Origin of the sequence: Nonomuraea jiangxiensis, from assembly GCF_900099965.1 — a bacterium.
Lineage (GTDB): Bacteria > Actinomycetota > Actinomycetes > Streptosporangiales > Streptosporangiaceae > Nonomuraea > Nonomuraea jiangxiensis.
This window is the reverse complement of the sequence record NZ_FNDJ01000001.1, coordinates 258,198-273,627: the sequence shown is the minus strand read 5'-3', so window position 1 is coordinate 273,627 and position 15,430 is coordinate 258,198. Positions and strand designations below refer to the sequence as shown.

Here is a 15,430-nt window from a genome sequence, read left to right as displayed (position 1 = left end):
GTCAGGGTCACCCCTACCCTTGGAACCAACCGGTCGATCCCCCCGTTGTGCCGGTTAGGGGCAGCGGGGACCCCTCTTCACGGGGAGCGTGATGAGTCTGGGACCACCCATGAGCAGGGAGGGCGCCGAGCACGAACTGCGCGCTCGGGCCGACGAACGCGACCGCATCTCCGGCGACCTGCTCGACCTCGAATCCCACACCACTTACCAGTTGCTCAAGGGCGGTTCCTTACGCGGGGCGACCGCGCGGCGATGGGCCGCGGCGCAGGAATCCCTGGCCACGGTCTGGCGGCTGAACGACGCCTACCGGGCCGTACTGCGCGACGCCGAGCAGGTCAGGGCCGCGCGTGGCAGGCTCGGCGCCGAGCAGCTCGCCGCGCTGACCGAGCTGCTGGCCGGCCCTTCCGTGGTGCTGCCGGCCGCCGCCAAACCCGTCGAGCAGCGCTCGCTGCTCCCCCAGGCTGACGAGAGGCTGACCCTCGACCAGGCCGTGACCCGGATGGACACCGCCTTCCAGGAGGTCACGGCCGCGCTCAACGACATCGACGCCGTATGGAACGCCCTGCTGCCCCGCCTCGACGCCGCCGACGCCGACCTGCGCCGCGTCCGCGAGCTCGAACGTGAGCTGGGCGAGGGCGCGGGCCTCGACACCGCCGATACCGAGCTGCGCGGGCTGCGCGCCACGGTGCTCGAAGATCCGCTCGGCGCGCCCGTCGAGCCGGACCTCGACCGGCTGGCCCGGGTCCTGACCGGCGCCCGCGCGGAGCTCGACCTGGCCATCGCCGTCAGGGGCGAGTACGCCAGGCGGCGGGAGGACCTGGTGGCCGCGCTGGACCGGGTACGCGCGGCCGAGAGCGAGGCCCGGCTGGCCTACGGCGCGGTCGTCGTCAAGATCGCCCTCCCGCCGCAGGCCCGGCCGCGCAGCCGCATCGAGGAGCTGACCGGCGAGCTGGACGCACTCGACGCCCTGCCGGACCCGGGCACATCCGAAGCCGCGGCCACCCCCTGGGTACGGCGGGCACAGCGGCTGACGGCCCTGGAGGAGGCGGTCCGCACCGCCGCCGAGCAGGCGCAGACCACGGCGCGAGCCATGTACGGCCTGGTCGGCCGGCGCGACGAGTTACGCGGGCGGCTCGGCGCCTGCCAGGTGATGGCGGTGCGCAAGGGCCTGGCGGAGGACCCGGCCGCCTGCGAGCTGTACGAGCGGGCGCGCCTGCTCCTGTGGAGCGCCCCCTGCGATCTGACGTCGGCGGCGGCGGCCGTCGAGAACTACCAGCGCGCGATCCACGGAGGTAAGTGATGACCCGCTGCGCGCAGCCCGACTGCACGGGGACGATCGAGGAGGGCTACTGCGACCTGTGCGGCACCGCGGAGAGCTCCCCGCCACCCGCCCCCGTGTCCGCTCCTTCCGCGGCGATCCCGTCCACTCCGGTGGTGACCCAGCCGGTGAGCCGCGCGATGAGCTCGCCCGTGAGCAGCGGCAGGTCGCGGGCCGGCGTGCTGGCCACCATCGCCGACCTGCCCGCGGTGCCCGCCCGCGATCCCGCCACCGCGGTGATGGCCGATCCCGAGGTGCCGGAGGAGAAACGGTTCTGCGCCAACCCGGCGTGCGGCGAGAAGGTGGGGCGTTCCCGGCAGGGGCGGCCCGGGCTGACGGACGGCTTCTGCCCGCACTGCCGTACCGCGTTCTCCTTCACCCCCAAGCTGGGCAAGGGCGACCTGGTCGCCGGACAGTACCGCGTGCTGGGCTGCCTGGCGCACGGCGGACTCGGCTGGATCTACCTGGCCGCCGACGAGAACCTCGACGGCATGTGGGTGGTGCTCAAGGGCCTGCTCAACACCAACGACGCCGAGGCGCTGGCGGCGGCGGAGGCCGAGCGCAAGTTTCTCACCACGGTCGACCACCCCAACATCGTCAAGATCCTCAACTTCCAGCGCTCGGCCGGGCTGGGCTACATCGTCATGGAGTACATCGGCGGCCAGTCCCTGCACGAGCTGCGCCGCCAGGGCCCGCTGCCGCTGCGCGAGGCCCTCATGTACGGCCGGGAGATCCTGCACGCGTTCGGCTACCTGCACGAGCACGGCCTGGTCTACTGCGACCTCAAGCCGGCCAACGTGATCCGGGTGGGCAAGCGGCTCAAGCTCATCGACCTGGGCGCGGTGCAGCCCATCGGCTCGCCGCCGGGCACGTCCTGGGCGACGGTCGGCTACCACGCGCCCGAGCTGGAGACCCAGTCGTCGTCGGTCACGTCCGACCTCTACACGGTGGCCAGGACGCTGGCGGTGCTGGCGATCCCGGGATTCAGCCCGGCGGCGAAGGGAACGGCGAACCCGCTGCCGCAGGACTGCGGGCACCCGTCGTTCACCCGGCTGCTGCGCAAGGCCACCGCCGCCGATCCGGCCGACCGGTTCCAGAGCGCGTGGGAGATGGAGGAGCAGCTCGTCGGGGTGCTGCGCGAGGTGTGCGCCCTGGAGGACAAGGTGCCCTACCCCGCCCCCTCGACGTTGTTCGGGCCCGAGCGGACGGCGGTGGGGACGGCGCTGTCGGAGGACGACGACCGGGTGGTGTTCGGGGCGCTCGACCCGGTGACGGTGGCGGGCAAGCTGCCGGTGCCGCTGGTCGATCCGGCCGACCCGGCCGCGGGCGCGCTGGCCGGGCTGGTCGGCCGCGACAGCGGGGAGTTGCTGGAGCAGCTCGCCGCGATGCAGCCGACCCCGGAGACGAAGCTGATGCGGGTCAGGCTGCTGGCCGAGCAGGGCGCGGCCGAGGCGACCATCGCACTCAACGAGCTGTCCAGGGCGCTGCCGGGCGACTGGCGGGTCCCCTGGTATCGCGGGGTGCTGGCGCTGGCGAGCCGGCAGGCCGACAAGGCCGCGTCGATGTTCGACTGGTGTCTGTCGGAGCTGCCGGGCGAGCAGGCGCCGAAGCTGGCCCTCGCCCTGGCGCTGGAGTGCGCGGGCAAGCCGGCCGCCGGCTGGTACGAGTCCGTCTGGCGGACCGACCACTCCTGCGTGAGCGCGGCGTTCGGGCTGGCCAGGAGCGGCAGGATGGAGGTGCTCGACGAGGTGCCGCCCACCTCCAGCTACCGGGTGGCGGCGCAGGTGGCGCTGTCGGCCTCCGTGGTGCGGCGGCCCGACCTGAGCGGGCTGGCCGCCCCGGACCTGGTGGGCGCGGCGGAACGGCTGGCCGACCTGGTCGACCTCGACCCGCGCCGCCGCGACCTGCTCACCGCGGAGCTGCTGGGGCACGCCCTGGCCTGGCTGGAGACCAGCCAGCCGCCACCCGATCTGCAACTGGCCGGCGCCCCGTTCACCGAGCCGGGGCTGCGGCGGCGGCTGGAGTCGATCTACCGCAGGCTGGCCGTGGCGGCGGACACTCGGCACGAGCGCCACGCGCTCATCGACCAGGCCAACGCGGTGCGGCCGAGGACGTGGCTGTGATGAACCCCGACCAGGACCCCCGGCACGACGAGGACCGGCCGTCGGGCGCCGCGGGCTGTCCCGTGTGCCTGGCGCCCGTGCTGGACGGCGACACCTACTGCGAGGCGTGCGGACACGCGCTCGGCTCCCCGGTCTGCACGTCCTGCGGCGCGGCGGCGGTGGACGCGGAGGGCTACTGCGAGCGGTGCGGCCTGCGCCAGCCCACCGGCAGGGACCACGCCGAGACGGTGCTCGACGGCGGCGCGGCGGCCGTGACCGACCGGGGCCTGCGACGCAGCCGCAACGAGGACGCGATGGCCCTGCTCGCCGCCGGGGACACGATCGTGACCGTGGTCTGCGACGGCGTGGGCAGCTCGCCCCGGGCCGACGAGGCCTCGGCGGCCGCCGTCGAGGCCGCGGGCGCCGCGCTGGCCAGGGGGTTGCCGCACCGGGAGGCGTTCGGGCTGGCCGGGCGGGCGGTGTCGAAGCTGGCGACGTCCGTCGACGACGCCCCCGCCTGCACCTACGTCGCCGCCGTCGCCGAGCCCGGCCGGGTGCGGCTCGCCTGGGCCGGCGACACCCGCGCCTACTGGCTGCCCCGGCCGCGCCCCGGGGAGAAGGCCCAGGGGGTCCTGCTGACCGAGGACGACGCCGTGGAGACCGGCGAGATCACCGCCTGGCTCGGCGCCGACGCCGAGGACGTCGAGCCCCACGTACGGACCCTCGCCCCGGAGGAGCCCGGCACGCTGCTGGTGTGCAGCGACGGCCTGTGGCGCTATCTCGACGGGTACGCCTTCCCCGGCACCGGCACCCCGCTGGAGCTGGCCCGCGAGCTGCTCCGCCAGGCACTGCACTCCGGCGGCCAGGACAACGTGACCATTGTGGTGATCCCCCTAGGAGACTCGCATGAGTGACCAGCCCACCTTCACGCTGACCATCGACCAGAACAAATACCTGCCCACCGACGGCCGCGAGGTGCACGCCATCCTCAGCATCGGCTCGACCGGCGGGGCCGTCACCACGCAGTCCGTGGCCGCGGAGGCCGCCGAAGTGATCATCATCGACACGTCGGGCTCGATGAGCGGCAGCAAGATCCGCGAGGCCCGGCAGGCGGCGGCGACCGCCGTACAGACCCTGCGCGACGGTGTGCACTTCGCGGTGATCGCGGGCACCGAGAAGGCCGTCATGGTCTACCCGTCCGGCAGGACCCAGCTGGTCAGGGCGGACCCGGGCACCCGGAAGGAGGCCGAGCGGGCCATCGGCCGGCTGCTCGCGCACGGCGGCACCGCGATGGGCGAGTGGCTCAAGCTGGCCGGAAACCTGCTGACCGCGCACCCGTCGGCCATCAGGCACGCGCTGCTGATGACCGACGGGCAGAACAACGAGCGCGCCGAGGTGTTCGGCTCGGTGCTGTCGGCCTGGAGCGGCACGTTCGTGTGCGACTGCCTGGGGGTGGGCGACGATTGGGTGCCCGCCGAGCTGCGGAGGGTGGCCGAGGCGATGCTCGGCACGTTCGACTTCGTACGGAACCAGGGGGATCTGCCGGAGTTCTTCCGCAGGCTCACGCAGACGTCGATGAGCAAGACCGTGGCCGAGTTGTCGCTGCGGGTGTGGGTGCCGCAGACGGCGACGCTGAAGTTCGTCAAGCAGGTCTCCCCCACGCTGCTCGACCTGACCGGCAAACGTACCGACGTCAACCCGCTGACCGGCGACTACCCGACCGGCTCGTGGGGGGCGGAGGAACGCGAATACCACCTCTGCGTGGAGGTGCCGCCGGGCCATGTAGGGCAGGAGATCAGGGCGGGCTGGGTCAAGCTCGTACGCCCCGACACGCAGGAGGTCGTGGCCAGCGGGAACGTGCTCGCCCAGTGGACCGACGACCTGGCCCAGTCCACGCACATCAACCGGAAGGTCGCCCACTACACCGGCCAGGCCGAGCTGCACGAGCTGATCCAGGACGGGCTCAGCGCCCGGGCGATGGGCGACGTCGACACCGCGACCGCCCGCCTGGCCAAGGCCAGGGAGCTGGCCACCGAGTCGGGCCGCGAGGACACCGCCCGGCTGCTGGAGAGGGTGGTCGAGGTCGACCCGGCCACCGGCACCGCCCGGCTGCGCAGGAACGTGGACAAGGCCGACGAGATCGAGCTGGACACCGGATCGGTGCGCACGAGCCGGCTGCGCAAGGAGTGAAGACGAACGAGGAGTGGTGAACGACCGATGAACGGCAAAGGACACTGATGGCCACCTGTCCGCAGGGGCACCCGTCCGGCGCGGACGACTACTGCGACGTGTGCGGCACCCAGATGACCGCGGCACCGCAACCCGCGCCACCGCAGCCCGCGGCGCCCCCGCCCGCGGCCGGAACCCCGGCGGAGGAAGCCTGCCCGATCTGCCGGACACCGCGCGCCGGGCAGTTCTGCGAGGTGTGCGGCCACGACTACAACGGCCCCGCCGGGAGCTCGGTCCCCCCGCGGGGCCTGTCCTCCGGCGCCCGATGGGAGGCCGTCACTGCGGCCGACCGCGCCTACTACGAGAAGGTCATCGCCGAGGGCGGACCCGACGCCGGTTCGGTGGCGTTCCCGCCGTACTGCCCGGAGCGCTCGTTCGCCCTGTACGGCGAGCAGGTACGCATCGGCCGGCGCAGCAAGGCCAGGAACGTGACCCCCGAGATCGACCTGACCGGGCCGCCCGAGGACCCCGGCGTGTCGCACCTGCACGCCGTGCTGCTGGCCCAGCCCGACGGCACGTGGACGATCGTGGACCCCGGCTCGTCCAACGGCACCCAGGTGAACGGGAAGCCGGTCAGGGTCAACGTGCCCGTCAGGGTCGGCCCCGGCGACCGGATCCACCTGGGCGCGTGGACCGTCATCACGATCAGGGAGGGCGCGCCGTGACCCTGGTCCAGACCCGGGGCGCCGCGCCGCCCGTCCGCCGCAACGTGCCCGGCAGGATCCGGGTCATCTCCGGCATCACCGTCGCCGCGCTGGCCCTGCTCTTCGCCGCGCTCGCGGTCGGCAGCTCCTCGGCGCGTGACGGGTTGCGGGTCATCGGGCGGGACGCGGGCCCGCAGGTCGTCGCCACCGCCGGGCTCTACCTGGCGCTGAGCGACATGGACGCGCAGGTGGCCAACATGCTCGTCATGGGCGACCAGTACACGCGGCAGCGCGCGGAGGCGCTCGACCAGTACGAGCGGCGGCGTACCGAGGCCAACCAGGCGCTGCTGAAGGCGTTCGAGCTGTCCGGGGATAACCCGGCCGAGCGCAGGACCGTGGAGTCCGTGCTGGACGGGCTCGGCCGGTACGAGCGGCTGGCCGGGCAGGCGCTGCTGCTCGACGAGCGCTCCGCCCACCCGCCCGGCCCGCCGCCCCGGGAGGTCGTCCAGACCTATCGCTCCGCCACCGACCTGATGCGGCTCGAACTGCTGCCGCAGGCCTACAACCTGACCCTGGAGACCGGCACGATCGTGCGCAGCACCTACGACGAGAAGGCGCTCATGGTGCCCCTCGTGCGGGGCGCGGTGCTGGTCGCCGGGCTGATCGCGCTGGGCTGCCTGATCTGGCTGCAGGTCTTCCTGGCCCGGCGCTTCCGGCGGGTGTTCGGGCCGGCGCTGCTGGTCGCCACGGTGACGACGGCGGTGTCGCTGTTCTTCGGGGTGAACGTGCTGGGCCAGGACGAGGAGGCGCTGCGCACGGCCAAGTCGGCCGGGTTCGACTCGGTGCTGACGCTGGCCAGGGCGCGGGCGATCAGCAACAGCATGCAGGGCGACGAGAGCCGTTACCTGCTGGACCAGGAGCGGGCCGACACCTACGAGCACACCTACCTGGACAAGTCGCTGTCGGTCATCTACTTCGATGCGGGCAATCTCGACGCCTACCACGAGAAGGTCGCGGAGCGGTCGGACGACTTCCTCGGCCTGCTCGGGCCCGAGCTCGTCGGCATGGAGGGCGAGGACGTGATGGCGGCCTACCGGGACTTCCAGGCGGCCGACATGACCTTCCGCCGACTCGCGCTGGACGGGCGCGCCAACGACGCGGTCGCCGCCCGGCTCGGGCCCGTCACCTCGGCGTTCCACTCCTTCGACCAGGCGATGGTGCAGCTGGCCGACCGGCACCAGAGCGTGTTCACGGCCGCCATCGACACCGGTGAAAGCGCCCTGAACAACCTGTGGCGGCTGCTCCCCTACGCGATCGGCGCGATCGGCCTGCTGGTGATCGCCGGGGTGTGGCCACGACTCAAGGAGTACCGGTGAAGCGGGTGCTGGCGGTGGTGCTGGCTCTGGCCGCCGCGGTCGTCTCGGGCTGCGGCATGAACGGCCAGGAGTCGATCGTGGACAAGGACCAGATCGTCATCGGGGTACGCCTCGACCTGCCGTCGATCGGGTTCCGCAAGCCCGACGGCACGTACGAGGGCTTCGACGTGGACGTGGCCCGTTACATCGCGGCTAAGCTGCGCAAGGGCTACTCCTTCCTGCCCGTGCTGGCCGCCGATCGGGAGCGGGTGCTGGTGGACGGGCGGGCCGACATGGTGCTGGCCACGTACACGATCAGCCAGGACCGCAAGGCGAAGGTGCTGTTCGCGGGGCCGTACCACATCTCCTATCAGGACATCCTGATCCGGCCCGACGAGAGGATCGCGAACGTGCGCGACCTCAAGGGGCGCAGGATCTGCGAGGTCAAGGGCTCGAACGCGGCCCAGCGGGTGGTGGAGGAGCGGAAGGTGGCGGCGCAGGTGGTGCCGTTCGAGGACTACGGGCAGTGCCTGGCGGCGCTGAAGAGCAAGCGGGTGGACGCGGTCACCACCAACGACGTCATCCTGGCCGGGCTCGCGGCCCGGGACGGGTCGGGGCTGCGGCTGGCCAACGCCCAGTTCAACGAGCAGCGCACCGGGGTGGGGCTGCACAAGGGGGACGTGCCCGGGTGCGAGGCGGTGAACCGGGCGATCACCGACATGTACCAGGACGGGACGGCGGAGAAGCTGCTGCGCAAGTGGTTCGGCACCTCGGGCCTGAACCTGACCACGATCGCGGTCCCCCAGTTCGAGGGCTGCTCGTGAGCCGACGAGCACGCCGATGCCGGCGGCCCACCGTCAGGTCGGGTCGCCGGCATGATCGGCTGATCAGCTCAGTCCAGGTAGTCCCGCAACATCTGGGCCCGCGTCGGGTGGCGGAGCTTGGCGAGGGTCTTCGACTCGATCTGGCGGATGCGCTCCCGCGTGACCCCGAACTCCCTGCCCACCTCCTCCAGCGTGCGCGGATGCCCGTCGGCCAGGCCGAAGCGCAACTGGATGATGCGCTGCTCACGGTCCGACAGCGTGGCCAGGATGTCGTCGAGCTGGTCCTGCAGCATGATGAAGGCCGCCGCCTCCATGGGCACGACCGCGTCGGCGTCCTCGATGAAGTCGCCGAGGTCGGAGTCCTCCTCGCCGATCGGCGACTGCAGTGACACGGGCTCCTGGGCGATGCGCTGGATCTCCACCACCCGATCGACAGGGAGGTCCATCTCCTTGGCGATCTCCTCGGGAATCGGCTCGCGGCCGAGGTCCTGGTGGAGCTGGCGCTGCACGCGGACGAGCTTGTTGATGGTCTCCACCATGTGCACGGGAATGCGGATCGTACGCGCCTGGTCGGCGATGGCCCGGGTGATCGCCTGCCTGATCCACCAGGTCGCGTAGGTGGAGAACTTGTAACCCTTCGTGTAGTCGAACTTCTCGACCGCCCGGATGAGCCCGAGGTTGCCCTCCTGGATCAGGTCCAGGAAGAGCATGCCGCGGCCCACGTACCGCTTGGCGATCGACACCACGAGCCTGAGGTTGGCCTCGATGAGCCGCTGTTTGGCCCGGGTGCCCTGCCAGACGAGCTCCCTGAACTCCGGGAAGGCCAGGCGTGAGACCCCGTTGGCCAGCTTGTCCTCGGCGAACAGGCCGGCTTCGATCGACTTGGCGAGCTCCACCTCCTCCTCGGCGGTCAGCAGGGGCACGCGCCCGATCTCCCGCAGGTATATACGGACCAGATCGCTGGTCGGCGCCCGCTTGCCTACGTCTTCCTCATCGGCGCGGGTGGACTCCTCGTCGCCCTGGGGCTCGAGGACCTCCACGCCGTTCTCTGCGAGCATCCGCACGACGCGCTCCAACGCGTCGGACGGCAACTCGGATCGGTCAAGCGCGGCTGCGACGTCATCGACGGTTACGCTCCCGCGCTCCCTTCCCTTCGCGACGAGGTCCGCCACCTGATCTACCGATGGCGGTCCGCTTGGCAGCACCGATGCACCCACGGGAGACAGTCTGCAGTATTGGTTCCAGCAAATGGCAGACCCATTTTTGTCACCCAAGGTAAGACCGCCGTGCTTACCGAATTGAGATCGCTAAAAGGTTTAGCGCAAGTTTGATCAGGAAAGTAAAGTCAATTACGCGGTCTGGATTCCCGCGTCCGGCAACGCCCTCAGGTCGGACGCAACTCTCACGCTGCCTGGATGCCGCCCTCCATCCGTTTTGTCAGCCGTTGGACCGCGCCAAGTTCCCCGGTCAACCACCCGGATATACCGCTTGCGATCGCGGCCGAACTGTTACCAACCGCGGCCCGAGATACGGCTGATGTGAGGGCTCCCCCGGCTCGCCGGACGTGGGAGAAGGTCAGCTGCCGGCGGCGCGGTCGCGGAGCACGCGGCGCTGCTGCTCCAGGGCCACCAGCTCCCCGAACAGCTTGTTGTACTCCTGCTGCTCCTCCACCGGATTGAGCCGCTGGATCCGCGACTTCACCTGCGCGATGGACCGGTCGACCGCGATGGCCTCGATCGCCGCCAGCATGGCCGCGGCGTAACGCTCCTCGGCGTGCGCGTCGGCCTGGATGGACTCCACCGCGAAGCGGGTCACCAGGGCCCGGGCGCCCTCCTCGTGGGCGTGGTCCAGCAGGCGGTCCACCCACTCCCGGCCGCCGTGCCCGGCCTCGGTGAGGCCGCCGGCCTCGAGGATGACCTTGTGCAGGGTCACGTGGTCGGGCGCGGTGAAGGCCTGCGGGTCGAGGGCGTCGAACCGGGGGCCGAGCAGCGCCGGCCGCTGCACGGCCAGCTTGAGCAGTTCTCCTTCGACCCGCACGTTAGGGTCGACCGGCGCCGCCCTGGGCGCCCGCTGCGGGCGGCCCTGCTGCGTACGTGAGACGTCGGCGATGCGCTGCATGACGAACCGCTCGTCCATGAACCCCAGCCACCGGTCCAGGTCGATGGCGTAGCGCTTGCGCAGCCCCACGTCCTTGATACCGGCCACGATCGGCGCGGCGGCGTCCAGCGCGGCGATCTTGCCTTCGTTGCTGCGCAGGTCGTAGCGGGAGATCGTGCTCCTGATCGCGAACTGAAACAGCGGCTCCCGGCTCGCGATCAGATCCCGCACGGCCGCGTCGCCCTGCTTGATCCGCAGGTCGCAGGGATCGAGCCCGTCGCCCTGCACCGCGACGTAGGTCTGCGTGACGAACTTCTGCTCGTCGGCGAAGGCCCGCAGCGCCGCCTTCTGCCCGGCCGCGTCGCCGTCGAAGGTGAAGATCACCTCGCCCCGGAACTCGGCCTGGTCGAGCAGGAACCTGCGCAGGATCTTGATGTGCTCCTCGCCGAAGGCGGTGCCGCAGGTGGCCACCGCCGTCGGCACCCCGGCCAGATGGCAGGCCATCACGTCGGTGTAGCCCTCGACGATCACCGCCTGGGCCCGCTTGGAGATCTCCCGCTTGGCGAGATCAATCCCATAAAGGACCTGGCTCTTCTTGTAAAGCGGCGAGTCAGGCGTATTGAGATATTTCGGGCCATCATCGGAATCGAGCAACTTCCGGGCGCCGAATCCGATCACGTCCCCGGTGGCGTCCCTGATCGGCCAGATGAGCCGCCCCCGGAACCGGTCGATCGGCCCCCGACGCCCCTCCTTGGCGAGCCCGCCCTTGATCAATTCCTCGGTGGTGAATCCGCGGGCCATGAGGTGACGACTCAGCGCCTCCCACTCGGCCGGCGCGTAGCCCACCCCGAACGCCTCCGCGTCGGCCCGCTCGAACCCCCGCTCCGACAGGAACCGCCGCCCGAGCGAGGCGTCCGGGCCGAGCAGCTTGTCGGCGTAGAACTCGGCCGCCGCCTTGTGCGCCTCCACCAGCCTGGCCCGCTCGCCGTGATCGCGCCTGGGGACGTAGCCCCCCTGCTCGTACTGGAGGTGGATCCCGGCCCGCTGCGCCAGCCGCTCGACCGCCTCGCCGAACGACAGGTGCTCGATCCGCTCGACGAACGTGATCACGTCGCCGCCCTCGGAGCAGCCGAAGCAGTAATACATCCCGCGCTCGGGGGTGACGTTGAACGACGGGCTCTTCTCGTCGTGGAAGGGGCACAACCCCTTGAGGTTGCCTCCTCCCGCGTTGCGCAACTGGATGTGTTCGCCGATCACGTCGGCTATGGGCGAGCGCTCGCGTACGAGCGCGATGTCGACATCACGGATCCGGCCAGCCACGCCGGTGAGTCTATTCCGCCCCGCCGACGGTTCCCGACCTCGTGCGCGCGCCCGGCATGGGGGCGGCGGGCGGGACGTACCGGGAAGGCCGACGTTACCTGTGGGTTGCAACAGGGAGAAATCGGTTCTGCCGGGTCCGGCGGTCGGCTACAAAGGTAAAGGTTGTCGGTGGAAACGGTGACACGGGTGGAGAACATGCGAACGGGGCTTATCGGGCGATGGGCGGCCGTCACTGGCGCCGTGCTGGTGACCGGCGCCTGCAGCCAGGTGTCCGGCCTGGCGGGCGTCGGGGCCACGTCCCCCGCCAGCATTCCGGCCGGGGCCACGCCGCCGGCCGCCACCACGACCGCGCAGCCCGTCCCGTCGGCGGAGCCGCAGGCGGCGGCGGGCGAGCAGCAGCCCAAGGGCGACGACCCGATCATGGTTCCGCCGCCGAAGCTGTCGGAGTACACCTACGCGTTCCCGGTCAAGGGCTGTAAGACCACCTACCAGCGCAAGTTACTGGTGCTGCCCAAGACGACGATCTGGGCGGCGCGGGGGTGCGCGTTCGTGGCGCCCATCGACGGGGTCGTGCACGAGGTGAGCGTGCAGAACCTGTGGAACCCGGCCACCGACAACGGCGCGCAACGCGAGGGCAGGTTCGTCACGATCATCGGCGAGGACGGCGTACGTTACCTCGGCGGCCACCTCGACTCCGTCGCCGAGGGCATCAAGCCGGGCGAGCGGGTCAAGGCCGGGCAGGTGCTCGGCAAGGTCGGCAACTCGGGCAACGCCCGCGACACCGCCCCCAACCTGTATTTCGCGATCTCGTGGAAGACCGGCCCGGCCTACTGGTGGGTACGCAGGGGCATGGTCAAGCCGTGGGACTATCTGGACGCGTGGCGGACGGGCAACCGTACGCTCTCGCCCCGGGAGGAGACGCTGAAGCTGCGCACCAAACTGGGTGAGACCCCGGCCTGCTCCACTCTGTGCGGGGGCAGGCAGGTCTTCCAGGCGCAGCCCACGCCGAGCCGGAGCCAGACACCGCGGCCCCGGCGCGAGCGTGAGCGTGAGAGGGGCGGGAGCGACAGCGGGTTCACCCTGTCCCCGATAGCTCCTTCCGGTCAATGACGACGCCCGATCGGATGAGCGCCTGGATGTCGTCCACGACGTCCCAGGTGTTGACGTTCATGCCGGCGATCACCCGGCCGCCGCGCAGCCAGTAGACGATGAACTCCAGGCTCTCCGGGTCGCCGCGGTAGACGATCTCGTCGTGGCCCTCGATGTCGCCGGAGAACTCCATGCCGAGCTCGTACTGGTCGGTGTAGAAGTACGGGATCGCGTCGTGAACGACGTCCTGGCCGAGCATGGACCTGGCCGCGGCGGGGCCGCCGTTGAGGGCGTTGGCCCAGTGCTCGACGCGCAGGCGCCGCCCGTACAGGGGGTGGAAGGGCTCGGCCACGTCGCCCGCCGCGAACACGTCGGGGTGCGAGGTGCGCAGGGCGGCGTCGGTGAGGATGCCCTGGCCGACCTCCAGCCCGGCGTCGCGGGCGAGGCCGATCTCGGGGACGGCGCCGATGCCGGCCACGACGAAGTCGGCCGTCAGGCGTTCGCCGGAGCTGAGTCGCACGCCGGTCTCGGTGATCTCCGCGGCGGCGGTGCCGAAGCGCAGGTCGACGCCGTGGCGCGCGTGCAGCTGGGCGAACAGGGCGCCGAGTTCGGGGCCGAGCGCCCGGTTCAGGGCGGTGGGCTCGGGCTCGACGACGGTGACGGCGCATCCCGCCGCCCGGGCCGCCGCGGCGGTCTCCAGCCCGATCCAGGACGCGCCGACGACGATCACGCTGCCCGCCGAGGCGAGGCGTTCCTTGAGAGCCTCGCTGTCCTGGACGGTGCGCAGGTAGTAGGCCGGGCCGGGCAGGCGCCGGGGTGTGGCGCCGGTCGCCACCAGCAGTTTGTCGTAGGGCTGGCGCGACCCGTCGCCGAGCCTGACCAGGTGGTTGCCGAGCTCGATCCGGGTGACGCGCATGCCGAGCCGCAAATCCACGCCGTTGTCCGGGTACCAGTCGGCGTCGTGGACGAAGATCTTGTCTCGTTCGCTCCTGCCCTGCAGGTATTCCTTGGACAGGGGTGGTCGCTCGTAGGGCCGTTCGTCCTCCGCGCCGATCAGCACGACCTCGCCGTCGAAGCCCTCTTCGCGCAAGGTCTGCGCCGCCTTGGCTCCGGCGAGCCCGGCGCCGACGATCACATATGTGGCCATGGGCGCAGTATCCGCCCCCCGGGGCCGGGGCGAAAGCCGCTTGAGTCAGGTGACCTGGCTCGTTGGCGGAAGCTTGGTCATCGCGAAAGCCTGCGCTGCCAGGCGACGGCGGAGGTGTCGGTGAGGGAGGCGATCTGGTCGATGACCACGCGCACGCGGGCCGGGTCGTCCGGCGCCTCCAGGTACGCGGGCCGGAACGCGGGCTCCAGCGTGCCCGGCGCGCCGAGGGTGATGAGGGAGGCCAGTTCGGTGATGAGGTCGCGCTGCCTGGCCTGGTTGGCGTTGTGGTCCCTGGTGGTCATCACGTAGTGGGCGGTGACGCCTTTGAGCAGGGCGCACTCCAGCCGGGTCGCGGGCGGCACGACGAGGTCGGCGCGGTGGCGGGAGCCGTACACCTCCTTGGTGGCGGTCTGCGCGGAGCGGCAGAAGCGGCCGATGAGGCCGCTCGTGAGGGCCTTGAGCCCGGCCAGGTCGGCGAGGGTGGCGGCGAAGCGGCGCGGCCAGAGCGGGTCGGCGATCAGCTTGGCGAAGACCTCTTCGAGCTCGTTCGGGTCGGCGCCGGGGGCGTACCAGGTGCGGGTGGTCTCGCACACCTCACGGCGCTCGGCCGAGGACTGCAGGGCCTCCGGGGTGACGTGGCCGGAGTGCAGGGCGTCCTCCAGGTCGTGGACGGAGTAGGCGACGTCGTCGGCCCAGTCCATGATCTGCGCCTCGAAGCTGACCCGGCCGTCCGGGGCGCCGTCCCTGATCCACCGGAACACCGGCAGATCATCGTCATAAACGCCGAATTTTGGGGACTTGTCGCGGGTCCACGGGTACTTGATCGAGGCGTCCAGGGCCGCCCGCGTCAGGTTCAGCCCGGCGCTGTGGCCGTCCTCGGTGAGCACCTTGGCCTCCAGCCTGGTGAGCAGGCGCAGGCTCTGGGCGTTGCCCTCGAAGCCGCCGCACGAGGCCGCCAGCGCGTTGAGCGCCAGCTCCCCGTTGTGGCCGAACGGCGGGTGCCCCAGGTCGTGTGCCAGGCAGGCGGTCTCCACCAGGTCGGGGTCGACGCCGAGGGTGGCGCCCATCTCCCGGCCGACCTGGGCGCATTCGAGCGAGTGCGTGAGCCTGGTGCGCGGGATGTGCTGGCCGCCGCCGAGCGACTCTGCCGGGCCCACGACCTGCGTCTTCGCCGCCAGCCTGCGCAGTGCCGCGCTGTGCAGCACCCGGGCCCGGTCGCGCTCGAACGCGGCGCGTTCTGGATTGCCGGGAAGTTCCGGAATCCAGCGCTCCTGGTCGTGCTCGTCGTAGTAGGGCATCAGTGCA

Annotated in this window: 12 protein-coding genes; 8 read left to right on the top strand and 4 right to left on the bottom strand. The window is 71.4% G+C overall.

Annotation, left to right across the window (positions count from 1 at the left end; genetic code table 11):
* Window positions 1-109: 109 nt before the first annotated feature.
* From BLS95_RS01165 to BLS95_RS01135, 7 genes are read left to right on the top strand one after another with little or no spacing between them, the layout of a single operon-like run.
* Complete coding sequence (locus BLS95_RS01165) at window positions 110-1,300, top strand: coiled-coil domain-containing protein (protein WP_090928150.1); 1,191 nt, start codon at window positions 110-112, stop codon at window positions 1,298-1,300.
* Entirely contained in the window at window positions 1,300-3,441 is a 2,142-nt protein-coding gene (locus tag BLS95_RS01160; protein ID WP_090928148.1) for a serine/threonine-protein kinase, read from the top strand. The genes BLS95_RS01165 and BLS95_RS01160 overlap by 1 nt, the downstream gene beginning before the upstream one ends.
* A complete protein-coding gene (locus BLS95_RS01155; RefSeq protein ID WP_090928146.1) occupies window positions 3,441-4,334 on the top strand; it encodes a PP2C family protein-serine/threonine phosphatase in 894 nt (297 codons plus the stop codon). The genes BLS95_RS01160 and BLS95_RS01155 overlap by 1 nt, the downstream gene beginning before the upstream one ends.
* On the top strand, window positions 4,327-5,610 hold the full coding sequence (locus BLS95_RS01150) for a vWA domain-containing protein (protein WP_090928144.1): 1,284 nt from the start codon (window positions 4,327-4,329) through the stop codon (window positions 5,608-5,610). Before BLS95_RS01155 ends, BLS95_RS01150 begins: the two co-directional genes overlap by 8 nt.
* A gap of 47 nt (window positions 5,611-5,657) precedes the next feature.
* Window positions 5,658-6,314, top strand: coding sequence for an FHA domain-containing protein (locus BLS95_RS01145; protein ID WP_090928142.1), 657 nt, complete (start codon window positions 5,658-5,660; stop codon window positions 6,312-6,314).
* Window positions 6,311-7,669: a hypothetical protein gene (locus tag BLS95_RS01140; protein WP_090928140.1), complete on the top strand. Its 1,359-nt coding sequence runs from the start codon at window positions 6,311-6,313 to the stop codon at window positions 7,667-7,669. The genes BLS95_RS01145 and BLS95_RS01140 overlap by 4 nt, the downstream gene beginning before the upstream one ends.
* Complete coding sequence (locus tag BLS95_RS01135; RefSeq protein ID WP_090928139.1) at window positions 7,666-8,472, top strand: transporter substrate-binding domain-containing protein; 807 nt, start codon at window positions 7,666-7,668, stop codon at window positions 8,470-8,472. Before BLS95_RS01140 ends, BLS95_RS01135 begins: the two co-directional genes overlap by 4 nt.
* Before the next feature lie 68 nt (window positions 8,473-8,540).
* Here the strand turns inward: BLS95_RS01135 and rpoD are convergent, their stop codons facing one another.
* Window positions 8,541-9,644, bottom strand: a complete 1,104-nt coding sequence (rpoD, locus tag BLS95_RS01130; protein WP_241563834.1) for an RNA polymerase sigma factor RpoD — start codon at window positions 9,642-9,644, stop codon at window positions 8,541-8,543.
* 403 nt (window positions 9,645-10,047) lie between these two features.
* Window positions 10,048-11,889, bottom strand: coding sequence for a DNA primase (gene dnaG, locus BLS95_RS01125; protein ID WP_090928137.1), 1,842 nt, complete (start codon window positions 11,887-11,889; stop codon window positions 10,048-10,050).
* 195 nt (window positions 11,890-12,084) lie between these two features.
* Here dnaG and BLS95_RS01120 point away from each other — a divergent pair, with 195 nt between their 5' ends.
* Window positions 12,085-12,999 carry a M23 family metallopeptidase gene (locus tag BLS95_RS01120; protein WP_176992967.1) on the top strand — a complete coding sequence of 305 codons (915 nt, stop codon included), beginning with the start codon at window positions 12,085-12,087 and terminating at the stop codon, window positions 12,997-12,999.
* Here the strand turns inward: BLS95_RS01120 and BLS95_RS01115 are convergent.
* Both BLS95_RS01115 and BLS95_RS01110 read right to left on the bottom strand, forming a co-directional pair.
* On the bottom strand, window positions 12,965-14,125 hold the full coding sequence (locus BLS95_RS01115) for an NAD(P)/FAD-dependent oxidoreductase (RefSeq protein ID WP_176992966.1): 1,161 nt from the start codon (window positions 14,123-14,125) through the stop codon (window positions 12,965-12,967). The two genes, BLS95_RS01120 and BLS95_RS01115, sit on opposite strands and share 35 nt — an antisense overlap.
* A 77-nt stretch (window positions 14,126-14,202) precedes the next feature.
* On the bottom strand, window positions 14,203-15,423 hold the full coding sequence (locus BLS95_RS01110) for a deoxyguanosinetriphosphate triphosphohydrolase (protein WP_090928133.1): 1,221 nt from the start codon (window positions 15,421-15,423) through the stop codon (window positions 14,203-14,205).
* Window positions 15,424-15,430 lie beyond the last annotated feature (7 nt).